Annotated in this window: 16 protein-coding genes; 4 read left to right on the top strand and 12 right to left on the bottom strand. The window is 68.0% G+C overall.

What is annotated here, in order from left to right:
• Window positions 1-42 precede the first annotated feature (42 nt).
• The 4 genes from ACYQ1H_RS00795 (at window position 43) to ACYQ1H_RS00780 (ending at window position 4,397) form a co-directional block, all read left to right on the top strand.
• Window positions 43-1,575, top strand: a complete 1,533-nt coding sequence (locus ACYQ1H_RS00795) for a SulP family inorganic anion transporter (protein WP_460026222.1) — start codon at window positions 43-45, stop codon at window positions 1,573-1,575.
• A gap of 129 nt (window positions 1,576-1,704) precedes the next feature.
• Window positions 1,705-2,523, top strand: a complete 819-nt coding sequence (gene cysQ, locus ACYQ1H_RS00790) for a 3'(2'),5'-bisphosphate nucleotidase CysQ (RefSeq protein ID WP_460026221.1) — start codon at window positions 1,705-1,707, stop codon at window positions 2,521-2,523.
• A 49-nt stretch (window positions 2,524-2,572) separates the two neighbouring features.
• Window positions 2,573-3,940: a Trk system potassium transporter TrkA gene (gene trkA / locus ACYQ1H_RS00785; RefSeq protein ID WP_460026220.1), complete on the top strand. Its 1,368-nt coding sequence runs from the start codon at window positions 2,573-2,575 to the stop codon at window positions 3,938-3,940.
• 64 nt (window positions 3,941-4,004) lie between these two features.
• Window positions 4,005-4,397 (top strand): rhodanese-like domain-containing protein, encoded by a 393-nt coding sequence (locus ACYQ1H_RS00780; protein WP_460026219.1) that lies wholly within the window; start codon window positions 4,005-4,007, stop codon window positions 4,395-4,397.
• A 27-nt stretch (window positions 4,398-4,424) separates the two neighbouring features.
• Here the strand turns inward: ACYQ1H_RS00780 and ACYQ1H_RS00775 are convergent, their stop codons facing one another.
• The 12 genes from ACYQ1H_RS00775 to pyrG form a co-directional block, all read right to left on the bottom strand.
• The gene (locus ACYQ1H_RS00775; RefSeq protein WP_460026218.1) at window positions 4,425-5,354 is read right to left on the bottom strand and encodes a ketopantoate reductase family protein; all 930 of its coding nucleotides are present in this window, start codon (window positions 5,352-5,354) and stop codon (window positions 4,425-4,427) included.
• Window positions 5,339-6,049: a DnaA regulatory inactivator Hda gene (gene hda, locus ACYQ1H_RS00770; protein ID WP_460026217.1), complete on the bottom strand. Its 711-nt coding sequence runs from the start codon at window positions 6,047-6,049 to the stop codon at window positions 5,339-5,341. Before hda ends, ACYQ1H_RS00775 begins: the two co-directional genes overlap by 16 nt.
• 22 nt (window positions 6,050-6,071) lie before the next feature.
• Window positions 6,072-6,671, bottom strand: a complete 600-nt coding sequence (gene wrbA, locus ACYQ1H_RS00765; RefSeq protein ID WP_460026216.1) for an NAD(P)H:quinone oxidoreductase — start codon at window positions 6,669-6,671, stop codon at window positions 6,072-6,074.
• A 53-nt stretch (window positions 6,672-6,724) separates the two neighbouring features.
• On the bottom strand, window positions 6,725-7,072 hold the full coding sequence (gene arsC / locus ACYQ1H_RS00760; protein ID WP_460026215.1) for an arsenate reductase (glutaredoxin): 348 nt from the start codon (window positions 7,070-7,072) through the stop codon (window positions 6,725-6,727).
• A gap of 3 nt (window positions 7,073-7,075) precedes the next feature.
• Window positions 7,076-7,528, bottom strand: a complete 453-nt coding sequence (locus ACYQ1H_RS00755; RefSeq protein ID WP_460026214.1) for a CBS domain-containing protein — start codon at window positions 7,526-7,528, stop codon at window positions 7,076-7,078.
• A gap of 50 nt (window positions 7,529-7,578) precedes the next feature.
• Window positions 7,579-8,619, bottom strand: a complete 1,041-nt coding sequence (gene truD / locus ACYQ1H_RS00750) for a tRNA pseudouridine(13) synthase TruD (protein WP_460026213.1) — start codon at window positions 8,617-8,619, stop codon at window positions 7,579-7,581.
• A 6-nt stretch (window positions 8,620-8,625) separates the two neighbouring features.
• Window positions 8,626-9,105 (bottom strand): 2-C-methyl-D-erythritol 2,4-cyclodiphosphate synthase, encoded by a 480-nt coding sequence (gene ispF / locus ACYQ1H_RS00745; protein WP_460026212.1) that lies wholly within the window; start codon window positions 9,103-9,105, stop codon window positions 8,626-8,628.
• On the bottom strand, window positions 9,093-9,794 hold the full coding sequence (gene ispD, locus ACYQ1H_RS00740; RefSeq protein ID WP_460026211.1) for a 2-C-methyl-D-erythritol 4-phosphate cytidylyltransferase: 702 nt from the start codon (window positions 9,792-9,794) through the stop codon (window positions 9,093-9,095). The genes ispF and ispD overlap by 13 nt, the downstream gene beginning before the upstream one ends.
• 76 nt (window positions 9,795-9,870) lie before the next feature.
• Window positions 9,871-10,263, bottom strand: coding sequence for a cell division protein FtsB (gene ftsB, locus ACYQ1H_RS00735; protein WP_460026210.1), 393 nt, complete (start codon window positions 10,261-10,263; stop codon window positions 9,871-9,873).
• A 25-nt stretch (window positions 10,264-10,288) separates the two neighbouring features.
• Window positions 10,289-11,572 (bottom strand): phosphopyruvate hydratase, encoded by a 1,284-nt coding sequence (gene eno / locus ACYQ1H_RS00730; protein WP_460026209.1) that lies wholly within the window; start codon window positions 11,570-11,572, stop codon window positions 10,289-10,291.
• Between the two features lie 52 nt (window positions 11,573-11,624).
• Window positions 11,625-12,446, bottom strand: coding sequence for a 3-deoxy-8-phosphooctulonate synthase (gene kdsA, locus ACYQ1H_RS00725; protein ID WP_460026208.1), 822 nt, complete (start codon window positions 12,444-12,446; stop codon window positions 11,625-11,627).
• Window positions 12,443-14,083 (bottom strand): CTP synthase, encoded by a 1,641-nt coding sequence (gene pyrG, locus ACYQ1H_RS00720; protein ID WP_460026207.1) that lies wholly within the window; start codon window positions 14,081-14,083, stop codon window positions 12,443-12,445. The genes kdsA and pyrG overlap by 4 nt, the downstream gene beginning before the upstream one ends.
• Window positions 14,084-14,260: the final 177 nt, after the last annotated feature.

Genomic DNA, 14,260 nt, shown 5'->3' with positions numbered 1-14,260 from the left:
CGTCGTTCCGTCCCGCCAACGACCGATGAGACAGACGATTCCATGAAGGCTTTCCAGCGCGGCGATCTCGACGGCTTTTTCGGCCTGTTCGTCGACAACCTGTTGCAGGTCATGCTGATCGCCGTGCTGGGACCCGCCCTGTGCGGCTTTGCGCCGGCCATGATCGCGGAGCGCATCCTGCCGGGCGTGGCGCTGTCGGTGGTGTTCGGCAACCTTTTCTACGCCTGGCAGGCACGCCGGCTGGCGCAGCGCAGCGGCCGCGGCGATGTCACGGCGCTGCCCTATGGCATCAATACCGTCAGCCTGATGGCCTTCATCTTCCTGGTGATGGCGCCGGTCTTCCGCGAGACCGGCGATGCCGAGCTGGCCTGGCGGGTGGGCTTGTTCGCCTGTGCCCTCAATGCGGTGATGGAACTGGTCGGCGCCTTCGGCGCCGACTGGCTGCGGCGCAACACGCCGCGGGCGGCCCTGCTGTCGGCCCTGGCCGGCATCGCACTCAGCTTCATCGCCATGGGCTTCGCCTTCCGGATTTTCGCGGCACCCCTGATCGCGCTGCTGCCCCTGCTGTTGCTGGTCTCGGTCTATGCCGGGCGCATCCGGCTGCCGCTGGGACTGCCCGGCGGGCTGGTGGCGGTGCTGCTCGGCGTGGCCCTGGCCTGGCTGGCCCGCCTCCTGGGCTGGGCCGATGCGCCCCCGCTGCCGGCCGCTGTCGGGCCGGGCTGGCACGCGCCCCACCTGGCCCTGGGACCGATGCTGGAGCTGATCGACTCGCCGCTGGGCTGGCGCTACCTGGCCGTCATCCTGCCGATGGGACTGCTGAACATCATCGGCTCGCTGCAGAACCTGGAAAGCGCGGAGGCCGCCGGCGACCGCTACGAGACGCGCCCGTCGCTGATCGCCAACGGCCTGGGGTCGCTGGTCGCCGCGGCCTTCGGCAGCGCCTTCCCGACCACGATCTACATCGGCCATCCTGCCTGGAAGGGCATGGGCGCGGGCTATGGCTACTCGGTCCTGAATGCCGCGGTGATCGCGCTGCTCTGCCTCACCGGCGCCCATGGCCTGGTGGTGCGCTGGATTCCGCTGGAGGCGACCCTGGGCATCCTGGTCTGGATCGGCCTCATCATCACCGCCCAGGCTTATCGGGATACCCCGGCGCGCCATGCGCTGGCGGTCAGCATCGGCCTGCTGCCGTCGCTGGCAGCCTGGGGCCTGCTGCTGGTGGAAGCCGCCCTGCGTGCCGCCGGTACCACCCTGCGCGCGGCTGCCGAACGGTTCGGCGACGATCTGCAGGTGCACGGGATGATCGCCCTCAGCCAGGGCTTCGTGCTGACCGCCAGCCTCCTCGCGGCCCTGCTGGCGCATGTCATCGATCGCCGCTTCGAGCGGGCGGCCGCCTGGGCGCTGGCCGGGGCAGCCCTGTCCTGGCTCGGCCTGATCCATGCCTATCGCCTGACCGACGCCGGCGTGCAGAACCATTTCGGCGTCAATGCGGCGCCACCGTTCGCGTTCGCCTATGCCACGGCCGCCCTGTTGCTGTGGTGGCTGCACCGGCGGGAGCGGTGCGGCAGCGGCTAACCGGCCGTCGTTTGCCGCAAGACCCTGAAGGATCGGCCGGGCAATGCGATAATGTGCCCGCCGGCAACATTCCTGCCCCTGCTTCCACTCCCATCCCAGCCCGTGAGCTCCGACAGCGGATTCCAAGCCATGCCCATGCGCACCGATCCCACCCAATCCCTGGCGGCCGTGGTCAGGCTGGCCCATGAGGCTGGCCACGCGATACTGGACATCTACCGGTCGGATGTCGGCGTGCGCGAGAAGGATGACCGCTCGCCGCTGACGGCGGCCGACCTGGCTTCCCACGCCGCCCTGACCGCCGCCCTGGCGCGGCTGCGGCCCGGCTGCCCGATCCTGTCCGAGGAGTCCGCCCTCACGCCCTTCGAAACGCGCGCCCGCTGGGAAACCTACTGGCTCATCGATCCGCTCGACGGCACCCGGGAATTCATCAAGCGCAACGGCGAGTTCACCGTCAACGTTGCCTTGATCCATCGCCATGTGCCGGTGCTCGGCGTGGTCTTCGCGCCGGCCCTGGGCGTCACCTATTTCGCCAGCGAGGGCTGCGGCGCCTACCGGCAGGACGGGGAGGGCGAGCCGGTGCGGATCCGGGTTCTCGATCGCGCGGCCAGCCCGTTGCGGGTGGTCGGCAGCCGCTCCCACGGCACCCCCGAGATGGACCTCTACCTTTGCCGCCTGGGCGAACACCTCATGGTGCCGATGGGCAGTTCGCTGAAATTCTGTCTGGTGGCCGAGGGCAAGGCCGATCTCTACCCGCGCATCGGTCCGACCTCCGAGTGGGATACCGCCGCCGCCCAGTGCGTGGTCGAGCAGGCCGGCGGCGCGGTGGTCGATCTCGACGGCCAGCCGTTGCGCTACAACACCAAGCCCTCGATCCTGAACCCCCATTTTCTCGCCTACGGCGACAAGTCCCGGCCGTGGGTCGCCGCGGCGGCCGGCATCCCCGGCTGAATGCTCCCCGGCTGCTACAATCGCGCCGCCTCGATACTGGGTCCCGTCCATGAAAATCATCATCCTGGGTGCCGGCCAGGTCGGCAGCAGCCTGCTTGCCAGCCTGGCCAGCGAAAAGAACGACATCGTCATGGTCGACATCCGTCACGACCTGCTGCAGAAATTGCAGGACCGTTTCGACATTCGCACCGTCCAGGGCAATGCCGCGCATCCGAGCGTCCTGCAGCAGGCCGGGGCGGCCGAGGCCGAAATGCTGGTCGCCGCCACCAGCGACGACGAGACGAACATGCTGGCCTGCAGCATGGCCGACATCATCTTCAAGGTGCCGCGCAAGATTGCCCGGGTCCGCGCCATCGAGTACTTCAGCTTTCCCGGCCTGTTCTCGCCGGAAACCATTCCCATCGACTACGTCATCAGCCCGGAGCGGATCATCACGCAGTTCATCCAGCGGCTGCTGGAATACCCGGGCGCCACCCAGGTGCTGGACTTCGCCGAGGGGCGGGTGCGCATGGCCTCGGTCAGGGCCATACGCGGCGGGCCCATGGTCGGCCGGGAAATCCGCGAGCTGCACCAGCACATGCCCAACTTCCACACCCGCATCGCCGCCATCTTCCGCGGCGGCCAGCCCATCGTCCCCAACGGCAGCACCGTCATCAACCACGGCGACGACGTGTTCTTCCTGGCCTCGGCCGAGGAGATCAAGGACGTCATGCCGGAGCTGCGCCACACCGAGAAACCCTACAAGCGGCTGATCTTCGCCGGCGGTGGCCATGTCGGCAAGCGGGTCGCCCAGGCGCTGGAGAACGATTACCAGGTCAAGGTGATCGAGCGCGACCCGGGCCGCGCCCGCAAGATCGCCGGCCAGCTGGGCCGGACCACGGTGCTGGTCGGCGATGCCTCGGACAAGGAACTGATGCTGAGCGAGAACATCGAGAGCACCGATGTCTTCTGCGCCATCACCAACAACGACGAGGCCAATATCCTCTCCGCCATGCTGGCCAAGCGGCTGGGCTGCCGGCGGGTCATCAGCCTGGTCAACAACGATGCCTATGCCGACATCGTCGATACGTCCCATGTCGACCTGGTCATTTCGCCTCAGCAGGCCACCATCAGCGCCCTGCTGCGCTACATCCGCCGCGGCGACATCGCCCAGGTCTACTCGCTGCGGCATGGCGCCTGCGAGGCGCTGGAAATGGTCGCCCACGGCGAGCCGGGCGTTTCCCGGGTCATCGGCGTGCCGCTCAGCGAGATCGACATTCCCGAGGGGGTGGTCATGGGGGCCCTGGTGCGCGGCGACGAGGTCCTGCAGGTTCACCACGACACGATCATCGAGGATGGCGACCACGTCATCATGTTCCTGCTCGACAAGAAGCTGATTCCCGCCGTCGAGCGACTGTTCAACGCCGCCGGCGCCTGAGGGGCCCTGCCCGGGTCGCGCAGCCCGGCTGCTTTCCCGTTCCAGCCAAGAGAGATACCCTGCCATGATCGAGCGACTGCAACCGACCGAAGCCCTGGCGCGCCTGCAATCCGTCCCCGGGACCATGCTGATCGATGTCCGCGATCCCGTCGAAAGGGCGTTCGTCGGCCATCCCGTGGGCTCCGTCAACATTCCCTGGGCCTTCGCCCCGGGCATGCGCCCCAATCCCGCCTTCCTCGACAGCGTTCGCCAGCAGGCACCCGATCCGGCCACACCCCTGCTGCTGCTCTGCCGTAGTGGTCAGCGCTCGCTGGCCGCCGCCGAGGCCCTGGCGGCGGCCGGCTATACCCGCGTGGCGAACGTCGAGGAGGGCTTCGAGGGCCCGCTCGACGAGCAGCGCCACCGCAACACCCTGGGCGGCTGGCGCCGCCACGGCCTGCCGTGGGAGCAGGGCTGAGGCCGGGGTGCGCTGCGCCCGCCGCGGTCAGCCGGCCGGCGATGCCAGGCTGCGTTCGCGCAGCTTCATCAGCGCGTAGAGCGTTGCCAGCGTCGGGATGGCGACGCCGGCCCGCTGGCCGGCGCGGACGGCATTGCCGAGGATGACTTCGGTCTCCATTGGCCGTCCGGCCTCGAAATCGAGCAGCATGCTGGTCTTGTAGGGCGGCATCCGGTGGGTGCCCTCGATCTGTTGGTCGATGATGCCGGCTGGCAGCGGGTGTCCCAGCGCCGCGGCGATGGCGCAGACCTCGCCCATGATGGCCCGGATCAGGGGCTCCTGCGTGCCCAGGATATCGGCGGTGCTGAGGCCGCCGGAAAGTACCGACAGCGGATTGAAGGCGGCATTCCACAGGCACTTCTGCCAGCGCGCGGTGACGATGTCGGCGGTGGCGTTGCAGCCGATGCCGGCGCTTTCGAAGGCCGCTGCCAGCGCCCGGGCGGTATCCGACAGGCCCGAGGGATAGTTGCCCAGCGCCAGCCTGCCGTAGGCCTGATGCCAGATTCTGCCGGGCGCGGTGCGGGTCACGCAGATGAAGGCGAGACCGCTGATCAGCTCATGGCCGGGAAAGGCGGTGGCGACCTCGTCCTCGATCTCGACACCGTTGGACAGCAGCACGATGGCTGTCGCGGGCCCTAGGGTGTCGCGCAGCAGCCGGACGCGGTCGGCCCCCTCGACCACCTTGATGCACAGCAGCACGACATCGGGCTTCCGCTCGAGCTCGGCGGCTTCGCGGACGACGGCATCCGGCGTGAAGTGCCACTGGCCCAGTCTGGTATCGCTGACCAGCTCGATGCCCCGGGCGTGGACCGTCTCGTAGTCGGAACGCGCCAGCACCGAGACCCTGGCTCCGGCCCTGGCCAGCAGGGAGCCGTAGAAACTGCCGATGGCACCGGTGCCGATCACGAGGACATGCATGGGGAGACTCCGAGTTGGTGTTTGACGAAGGGAACCGTGAGCCGGCGCTGGGCGGCCAGCGAGGCACGGTCGAGCTGTTCCAGGAGACCGACCAGTGCCGGCAGGTCGCGCGGGGCATGGGTCAGCAGATAGCGGCCCACCGGCGGCGGCAACTCCAGCCCCAGGCCCTGGGCCTTGAGGCGCAGGACCACGAGGAGGTCGTCCTCTTCCAGCGCGTGCAGGCGCAGGGTCAGGCCCCAGGCCAGGCGGCTGGCGAGGTCGGGCAGGGCGAAGGGCAGCTGCGGGGGGGGGCGGCTGGCGCTGCCGATCAGCGTCGCCTGCCGTTCGCGCAGCCGGTTGAAGAGATCGAACAGCGCGGTTTCCCAGTCGCGGTCGCCGGCCACGGCTTCAAGATCGTCGAGGCAGACCAGTGCGTAGCTGTCCAGTCCCTCGGCGACCGCCGGTCCCTGTCCGGCGAAGGCGGCCAGCGGCACATAGGCGGCGGTGCGCCGGTGTTCGGAGGCCAGCGCGCAGCAGGCGTTCAGCAGGTGCGACTTGCCGCCGCCGGGCTCGCCCCACAGGATCAGCGGCGATTCGCCCAGCCCTTGCGCCGCGCGACGGAGGTGGTCGACGACCTCCGTGTTGGGGCCCGGCCAGAACTGCGCGAAACCCTGACCGGTATCGAAGCGCAGCGGCAGCGCGAGTTGCTGGACCATGCGAGCCGGAAGGACCCCGCGCTCAGTCGATGCCGCTGCCCTTGAGGGCGGCAGCGGCCAGTGCCAGCCGCTTGCCGAACACGCGGCAGATCTGGTGTTCCTCGTCGCTGATGGTGGGGTGGCCACCAGTCAGCCGGCTCGGTCCGTAGGGCGTGCCGCCGGTCTGGGTCTGGCCCAGCGCGGCCTCACGGCTGGGGATGCCGACCAGCAGCATGCCATGATGGAGCAGGGGCACCATCATGGTCATCAGGGTGAGTTCCTGACCGCCATGCATGGACGAGGTAGCGGTGAACACGCCGCCGGGTTTGCCGGAGAGGGCGCCCGAGAACCACAGCCCGCTGGTGCTGTCGAGAAAATGCTTGAGCGGTGCCGCCATGTTGCCGAAGTGGGTCGGGCTGCCCAGCGCCAGGCCGTCGCAGTTCTGCAGGTCCTCGAGGGTGGCGTAGGGCGGGCCCGAGCCGGGAATGCTGTCTGCGGTGGCGGCACAGACCGGCGAGACGTCGGGCACGGTGCGGAGCTTGGCGACCGCGCCGGGCACTTCCTCGACGCCGCGGGCGATCAGATTGGCCATGGCTGCCGTATGGCCGAAGCGGCTGTAGTAGAGAATCAGGATGTCGGTCATGTTACGGTGACGTCGCTTGCACGGAGGGGGACGATCGGGGCCGGCCGGTCCGGTTACAGGATGGCGAGCACCTGCTCCGGCGGGCGTCCCACGGCCGCCTTGCCGTTCGCCAGCACGATGGGCCGCTCGATGAGCGTTGGGTTCGCCACCATCGCGGCAATCAGGGCCGCGCGGTCCAGGCCCGGATCGTCCAGGCCCAGTTCGCGGTACACGGCCTCGCCCTTGCGCATGAGCGCCCGCGGCTCCAGCCCCAGGCGGGCGAGAATGTCGTCGAGCGTGGCGGCGTCGGGCGGGTTCTTCAGGTACTCGACGACCTCCGGTTGGAGGCCGCGCTCCCGCAGCAGTTCCAGCGTCTGGCGCGACTTGCTGCAACGCGGATTATGGTAGATGACGACGTTCATGGCTCAGCCGTTGCGCTTGAGGATTTCGCGTTCCTTCTCGCGGCCGGTCAGCTTGACCAGGTCGCCCAGCTCGCCGGCCAGCAGTTCCAGCAGGTCGTCCACGCTGACGATGCCGATCAGCCGCTGTCGGTCGTCGACCACCGGCATGCGGCGGATGCCCTGGCTGCGCATGCGCTTGAGCGTGACCCAGATGCCGTCGTTCTCGTGCGCGCTGATCAGCTCGAAGCTCATGATGTCGCCGACGCTGACTGTCTGCGGATCGACTTCCAGGGCCAGGATTTCGACCACCAGGTCACGATCGGTGAGCACGCCGACCGGCTTGACGCCGTCGGCCAGATCCTCGACCACCACGACGCTGCCGACATGGTGTTCGCGCATCAGGCGCGCGGCGATGGTGATGGTATCGTCACGGCGGACGATGACGGTGTCGCGGTTGCAGATGAGGCCGATGGTCATGGGCTGCTCCTGGGTAGGGTTGGCGTGAGCACGAAGGCGAGGCGACAGCCTCAGGCATCGAAACGGTCGGTGGCCACCAGCTCGCGCACGACAGTGGTGGCATAGGCGCCGGCCGGCAGGGTGAAGGCCAGATGTAGCACATCCGGCGCCGGCCAGGACCAGGTCAGGGTTTCCGGACACAGCCGCAGCGGACGGCGGGCGGTTTCCAGCCCGGCCTGCTCCAGTCCCCGGGCCAGGTCTTCAAGCGGCGCCACGGCGGCGGTTTCGACTACCAGCGCTTCGCCCATGGCCGTGGACGGTGTCTCGCCCCAGAGCACGGCGCTGGGATGAATCGCGCGCGCCTCGACGCGCCGCCGCAGCGCCTCGTCCAGCGGCTCGGGACCGAAAAAGCTCTGCGAGCCGGAAAACATGAAGACGTCGCCATCGATGGCCCGGTTCCAGTCGCCGCGCCGGACCCGCTCCGCGAGGATGCGGTTGAACAGGGCCGAGCGGGCGGCGGACAGGTACAGCCCGCGCCGATGCCGGTCGCAGGGTCGCGCGGGTTCGGCAAACAGTTCCCGCGCCCGTGCCAGATTCTGCCCGTCGTGGCCGAAGCGCTGCGCGCCGAAGTAGTTGGGCACGCCCTCGGCGGCCAGTTGCCGCAGCCGGAGTGCCAGCCTTTCGGCGTCGGCCTCCAGTCCGCGCAGCGTCAGCGCGAAACGGTTGCCACTGGCGGCACCCCGGCGCAGCTTGCGCGCATTGCGTCGCACATCCAGCACCCGCACGCTGGCGGATGCCAGGCCCGACCAGTCGGGTTCGGCCTTGCCGGGCAACTGCACGCTGAACCACTGGCGGGTCAGGCCGTGCCGGTCCTTGAGGCCGGCATAGCTGACATCGCGCACCGGCACCTGCGCGTGCCGGGCCAGCTGCTTGGCCAGGTAATCGGTGTTCTCGCCGCGTTTCTCGATCAGGAGGAACACGTGCTCGCCCTCGCCGCTGGGTTCGAAGCCGAGGATTTCCTCGACCACGAAATCCTCGGGGCTCAGCTTGAGGCTGGCGCTGCCGACGGGTCCGCCATGGGCGTGGGGCAGGTCGGCGGTCGGGTCGTGCATGCGCCGTCAGCCGGCCTTCTGCAGCAGGGCGACGGCGCAGGCGGAAATGCCCTCGCCGCGCCCCTCGAAGCCCATGCCCTCGGTGGTTGTCGCCTTGACGTTGACGGCATCGATCTCGATCTGCAGGTCGGTGGCGATGGTGGCGCGCATGCGGTCGATGTAGGGCGCCAGCTTGGGACGCTGGGCAACGATGGTGACATCGACGTTGCCGACCGCGTAGCCCTGGGCCTTCAGCTTGGCGCAGACGTTGCGCAGCAGGATGCGGCTGTCGATGCCCTTGAAGCTCTGGTCGGTGTCGGGAAAGTGCCGGCCGATGTCGCCCATGGCCGCCGCGCCCAGCAGGGCGTCGCACAGCGCGTGGAGGGCGACGTCGCCGTCCGAATGGGCGGCGAGGCTTTTCTCGAACTCGACGGCCACGCCGCCCAGCACCAGCTGGCCGCCTTCAGTGAAGCGGTGCGCATCGTAACCCTGACCTATTCGTAACATTGCTGCTCCAGGTAAAAAGCGGCCAGCGGCAGATCTTCCGGCCGGGTGATCTTGAGGTTGTCGGGACGCCCCTCGACGATGCGCGGACGGTGGCCGGCCAGCTCCATGGCGCTGGCCTCGTCGGTCACCACGCGGCCTGCCGTGGCGGCTTCCACGAGTGCCGCCCTGAGCAGGCCGAAGCGGAACATCTGCGGCGTCAGCGCCCGCCAGGTATGGCTGCGGTCCGGGGTGCCGGTGATGTGGCCATCGTCCGCCACCGTCTTCAGGGTATCGCTCACCGGCAGGGCGAGTATGCCACCGACGGGATCGTCGTCCAGCGCGGCCATGAGCTTTTCCACATCCCCACGGGTGATACAGGGTCGCGCCGCGTCATGCACCAGCACCCAGTCGTCCGGCCGCGCCGCAGCCGCCAGATGGTCCAGGGCCGAGAGCACGGAGTCAGCGCGCTCCCGGCCACCCGCTGCCACCCGGATGCGGGCCTCGGTGACCAACGGCAGGTCGTGCCAATAGCCATCCTCGGTTCCCAGCGCGACGCAGATGCCTGCAAGGCCCGGCACCGACAGCAGCCGTTCCAGGGTGTGCTGCAAGACCGGCTTGCCGTGTACCGGCAGATATTGCTTGGGCAGCTCCGCGCCCATGCGCTTGCCGACGCCGGCAGCCGGCACCACGGCCCAGTGGCGCGGCGTCATGGCGACGGTCTCCGCGTCCGCCGTGACGGCTGCCGGGTGATGGTGGATGGGAGTCGATGCAGGGCAGGCATGGGATTCATCGTGACGGGGCCGGCTTCGCGGTACCGGTCCTGGCCCTGGCCGCCGCTTTCCTGTGGCGGGCCGGGGCCTGGCTGGTGGGCGTGTCGAGATCGGGCGTCGCCTCGGCCGGTGGCGGCGCCTCGTCGAAAATCTGGATGAAGGTTTCACCTTCCTTGATCATGCCCAGCTCGTGCCGGGCACGTTCCTCGATGGCATCGGTACCATCCCTCAGGTCGCGAATGTCCGCCTCCAGGGCGGCATTGCGTATCCGGCGCCGTTCGCCTTCCTGCCTGAGCACCTCGATCCGCTGCTGGATTTCCCGGTACTCGCGGATGCTGCCGTCGCCCAGCCAGAGCCGGTATTGCAGGGCGGCGATGAGGATCAGCAGGAAGACGGTCAGCTTGTACAAGAGCGGGGCCTAGAGCGCCGGGGCCTCAGAAGGCGCGCTTGAAGGCGCTCTTGCCGGCGTATGTGGCTTTGTCGCCCAGTTCCGCCTCGATCTTCAGCAGGCGGTTGTACTTGGCGATGCGGTCGGAGCGGCTCAGCGAACCGGTCTTGATCTGGCCGGCGCGGGTGGCGACCGCCAGGTCGGCGATGGTCGAATCTTCGGTTTCGCCGGAACGGTGCGACATGACGCAGGTGTAGCCGGCGGCATGAGCCATGTCAATGGCTTCCAGGGTCTCGGTCAGGGAGCCGATCTGGTTGACCTTGATGAGGATGGAGTTGGCCACCTTGGCCTCGATGCCCTTCCTGAGGATGGCCGGGTTGGTGACGAACAGGTCATCGCCGACGATCTGGATCTTGTGACCCAGCTTGTCGGTCATGATGCCCCAGCCGTGCCAGTCGCCTTCGGCCAGGCCATCCTCGATGGAGATGATCGGGTACTTATCGACCCAGGCGGCCAGATAGTCGACGAATTCCTCGGAGGTGAACTCCTTGCCCTCGGATTCCAGGTGGTACTTGCCGTCCCGGTAGAACTCGGAGCTGGCGACGTCGAGGCCCAGGAAGATGTCCTTGCCGGCTTCGTAGCCTGCGTTCTTGATGGCTTCCAGGATGACCTCGATGGCTGCCTCGTTGGAGGGCAGGTTGGGCGCGAAGCCGCCCTCGTCGCCGACGCCGGTGGCCAGGCCACGGTCGTGCAGTACCTTCTTCAGGGCGTGGAACACCTCGGCGCCATAGCGCAGGGCCTCGCGGAAGGTCGGGGCGCCCACCGGCAGGATCATGAATTCCTGCATGTCGACGCTGTTGTCGGCGTGCGCGCCGCCGTTGATGATGTTCATCATCGGCACCGGCAGCAGGTATTCGCCGCTGTCGTTGAGGTAGGCGTAGAGCGGCTTGCCGGCCTCGGTCGCGGAGGCGCGGGCAGCGGCCAGGGACACGCCGAGGATGGCGTTGGCGCCCAGGCGGCCCTTGTTGTCGGTACCGTCCAGGGCGATCATCCTAGCATCCAGGGCCTTCTGGTCGGCGGCATCCAGGCCGATGACGGCGTCGCGGATCTCGCCGTTGACGTTGGCCACCGCCTTGGTGACGCCCTTGCCGAGGTAGCGGGACTTGTCGCCGTCACGCAGCTCGATGGCCTCGCGCGAGCCGGTAGACGCCCCGGAGGGCACCATGGCGCTGCCGATGGCGCCGGATTCCAGGATCACCTCGACGGCGACCGTGGGATTGCCGCGGGAATCCAGTACTTCGAGCGCTTTCACGTCGACGATTTTGCTCATGAGGACATCTCCTGTGGGTTCGTGATGAGAATAAACGGAAAAACGGCGGAATTCAGAGCAGGGGCCGGGACTTGACGCTGCGGTCGATGGCCGCCAGCGTTTGCAGCAGTTCTCCCATGCGGTCCAGCGGCCAGGAATTGGGGCCGTCGCTGAGCGCCTGGTCGGGATTCGGGTGGGTTTCCATGAACAGGCCGGCGATGCCGACCGCCAGCGCGGCACGGGCCAGCGCCGGGACGAACTCGCGCTGGCCGCCGGAATGGGTGCCCTGGCCGCCCGGCAGCTGCACCGAATGGGTGGCGTCGAACACCACCGGGCAGCCGGTCTCGCGCATGATGGCCAGCGCGCGCATGTCCGATACCAGGTTGTTGTAGCCGAACGAGACGCCCCGCTCGCAGACCATGATCTGCTCGTTGCCAGCGGCGCGTGCCTTGTCGACCACGTTCTTCATGTCCCAGGGCGCCAGGAACTGACCCTTCTTGATGTTGACCGGCAGGCCCTGCGCCGCCACGGCGCGGATGAAATTGGTCTGGCGGCAGAGGAAGGCGGGGGTCTGCATGACATCGACCACCGCCGCGACCTCGTTCAGCGGGGTGTCCTCGTGCACGTCGGTGAGTACCGGCACGCCGATCTGCGCCTTGACCTCGGCCAGGATGCGCAGGCCCTCGTCGATGCCCAGGCCGCGGAAGCTGGTCTGCGAGGAGCGGTTGGCCTTGTCGAACGAGGACTTGTAGATGAACGGCACCCCCAGGGCGGCGGTCAGCTCGCGCAGGCGGCCGGCGGTGTCGAGGGCGAGCTGCTCGCTCTCGATGACGCAGGGGCCGGCGATCAGGAAGAAGGGCCGGTCCAGGCCGGCCTCGAAACCGCAGAGCTTCATGCCGATACCTGCCGCTGTCCGGCGTGTTCGCGCGCCGCCCCGATGAAGCCGGTGAACAGCGGGTGCCCGCCGCGCGGGGTGGAGGTGAATTCCGGGTGGAACTGGCAGGCCAGGAACCAGGGATGGCCGGGTATCTCGATGGTCTCGACCAGCTTGCCGTCGATGGACGTGCCGCCGATGCGGAGACCGGCCTTCCGGAGTGGTTCCAGATAGCGGTTGTTGAATTCGTAACGGTGCCGATGGCGCTCGGCGATGATTTCCTGGCCGTAGACACGGCGGGCCAGGCTGTCCGGCACCAGACGGCAGGACTGGCCGCCCAGGCGCATGGTGCCGCCCAGTTGCGACTCAACCGAGCGCTGCTCGATCGCGCCGGAGGCATCCTGCCATTCGGTAATCAGGGCGATCACCGGATAGGGCGTGCGCGGCTGGAATTCGGTGCTGTGGGCGCCGGCGAAGCCCGCGACATTGCGCGCGAATTCGATCACGGCGACCTGCATGCCGAGACAGATGCCCAGATAGGGTATGCCCTGCTCGCGGGCGTAGCGGACGGTGGCGATCTTGCCTTCCACGCCGCGTTCGCCGAAGCCGCCGGGGACGAGGATGGCGTCGACATCCCCCAGAATCTCGCCGGCGTTGTCGCCGATCTCCTCGGAATCCAGGCAGAGGATCCGCACCCGCGTCCGGGTGTGGATGCCGGCATGGACCAGCGCCTCGGTCAGTGATTTGTAGGCGTCGCTATGGTCGACGTACTTGCCGACCAGCGCCACCGTCACCTCGCGATCGTAGTGGGTGAGCCCATCGATGACGGCCTGCCATTCCGACAGATCGGCCGGCTCCGCATCAATGCCCAGCTTGCGGACGACGATGTCGTCCAGTCCCTGTTCGTGCAGCAGCAGCGGGATGCGGTAGATGGTATCGGCATCCGGGGAGCTGATGACCGCCTTCTCGCTGACATTGGTGAACAGCGCGATCTTGCGCCGTTCCGGCTCCGGCACCATCTCCTCGGAGCGGCAGATGAGGATGTCCGGCTGGATGCCGATGGTGCGCAGTTCCTTGACCGAATGCTGGGTCGGCTTGGTCTTGAGTTCGCCCGCCGAGCCGATGAAGGGCACCAGGGTCAGGTGGATGAACAGCGTGTTGTTCTCGCCTTCCTCCACCCGCATCTGGCGGATGGCCTCGAGGAAGGGCTGCGACTCGATGTCGCCGACGGTGCCGCCGATCTCGATCAGGGCCACATCATGACCCTCGCCGCTGAGGCGGATGACGCGCTTGATCTCGTCGGTGATGTGCGGGATGACCTGCACGGTGGCGCCGAGATATTCGCCCAGGCGCTCCTTGCGGATGACGCTCTCGTAGATCTGTCCGGTGGTCCAGTTGTTGACCTTGCCCATGGTACTGCGCACGAAGCGCTCGTAGTGGCCCAGGTCGAGATCGGTCTCGGCGCCGTCCTCGGTGACGAACACCTCGCCGTGCTGGAACGGGCTCATGGTCCCGGGATCGACATTGATGTAGGGATCGAGCTTGGTCAGCGTGACCTTCAGCCCGCGTGCTTCCAGGATGGCGGCCAGCGAGGACGCGGCAATGCCTTTGCCCAGCGAGGAAACCACACCGCCGGTAATGAAGATGTATTGGGTCATTCAGACTCTGGGTATGAAGCGCCGGACCTCTGGCAGGCCGGCGAGGGGTCGGGCGTGGCATGGCCCGGCAGAACGGCCGCCATTTTACTGCAATCGCCGGGCACTCGTCATCGCCGACTGTTTCATGGCCAGCCGCAATCGGTTTAGTATGGCTCTGATAGTTGCCCAAAGGAGAAA

The sequence above is a fragment of the Methyloparacoccus murrellii genome (assembly GCF_054657115.1).
The sequence above is the reverse complement of the archived record's forward strand: the minus strand, read 5'-3'. Positions and strand labels throughout refer to the sequence as shown.

Excerpts from the sequence above, each read along its gene's own strand:
- ACYQ1H_RS00795 (WP_460026222.1), top strand. The coding sequence starts at position 43 with ATGAAGGCTTTCCAGCGCGGCGATCTCGACGGCTTTTTCGGCCTGTTC.
- cysQ (WP_460026221.1), top strand. The coding sequence starts at position 1,705 with ATGCCCATGCGCACCGATCCCACCCAATCCCTGGCGGCCGTGGTCAGG.
- trkA (WP_460026220.1), top strand. The coding sequence starts at position 2,573 with ATGAAAATCATCATCCTGGGTGCCGGCCAGGTCGGCAGCAGCCTGCTT.
- ACYQ1H_RS00780 (WP_460026219.1), top strand. The coding sequence starts at position 4,005 with ATGATCGAGCGACTGCAACCGACCGAAGCCCTGGCGCGCCTGCAATCC.
- ACYQ1H_RS00775 (WP_460026218.1), bottom strand. The coding sequence starts at position 5,354 with ATGCATGTCCTCGTGATCGGCACCGGTGCCATCGGCAGTTTCTACGGC.
- hda (WP_460026217.1), bottom strand. The coding sequence starts at position 6,049 with ATGGTCCAGCAACTCGCGCTGCCGCTGCGCTTCGATACCGGTCAGGGT.
- wrbA (WP_460026216.1), bottom strand. The coding sequence starts at position 6,671 with ATGACCGACATCCTGATTCTCTACTACAGCCGCTTCGGCCATACGGCA.
- arsC (WP_460026215.1), bottom strand. The coding sequence starts at position 7,072 with ATGAACGTCGTCATCTACCATAATCCGCGTTGCAGCAAGTCGCGCCAG.
- ACYQ1H_RS00755 (WP_460026214.1), bottom strand. The coding sequence starts at position 7,528 with ATGACCATCGGCCTCATCTGCAACCGCGACACCGTCATCGTCCGCCGT.
- truD (WP_460026213.1), bottom strand. The coding sequence starts at position 8,619 with ATGCACGACCCGACCGCCGACCTGCCCCACGCCCATGGCGGACCCGTC.
- ispF (WP_460026212.1), bottom strand. The coding sequence starts at position 9,105 with ATGTTACGAATAGGTCAGGGTTACGATGCGCACCGCTTCACTGAAGGC.
- ispD (WP_460026211.1), bottom strand. The coding sequence starts at position 9,794 with ATGACGCCGCGCCACTGGGCCGTGGTGCCGGCTGCCGGCGTCGGCAAG.
- eno (WP_460026209.1), bottom strand. The coding sequence starts at position 11,572 with ATGAGCAAAATCGTCGACGTGAAAGCGCTCGAAGTACTGGATTCCCGC.
- kdsA (WP_460026208.1), bottom strand. The coding sequence starts at position 12,446 with ATGAAGCTCTGCGGTTTCGAGGCCGGCCTGGACCGGCCCTTCTTCCTG.
- pyrG (WP_460026207.1), bottom strand. The coding sequence starts at position 14,083 with ATGACCCAATACATCTTCATTACCGGCGGTGTGGTTTCCTCGCTGGGC.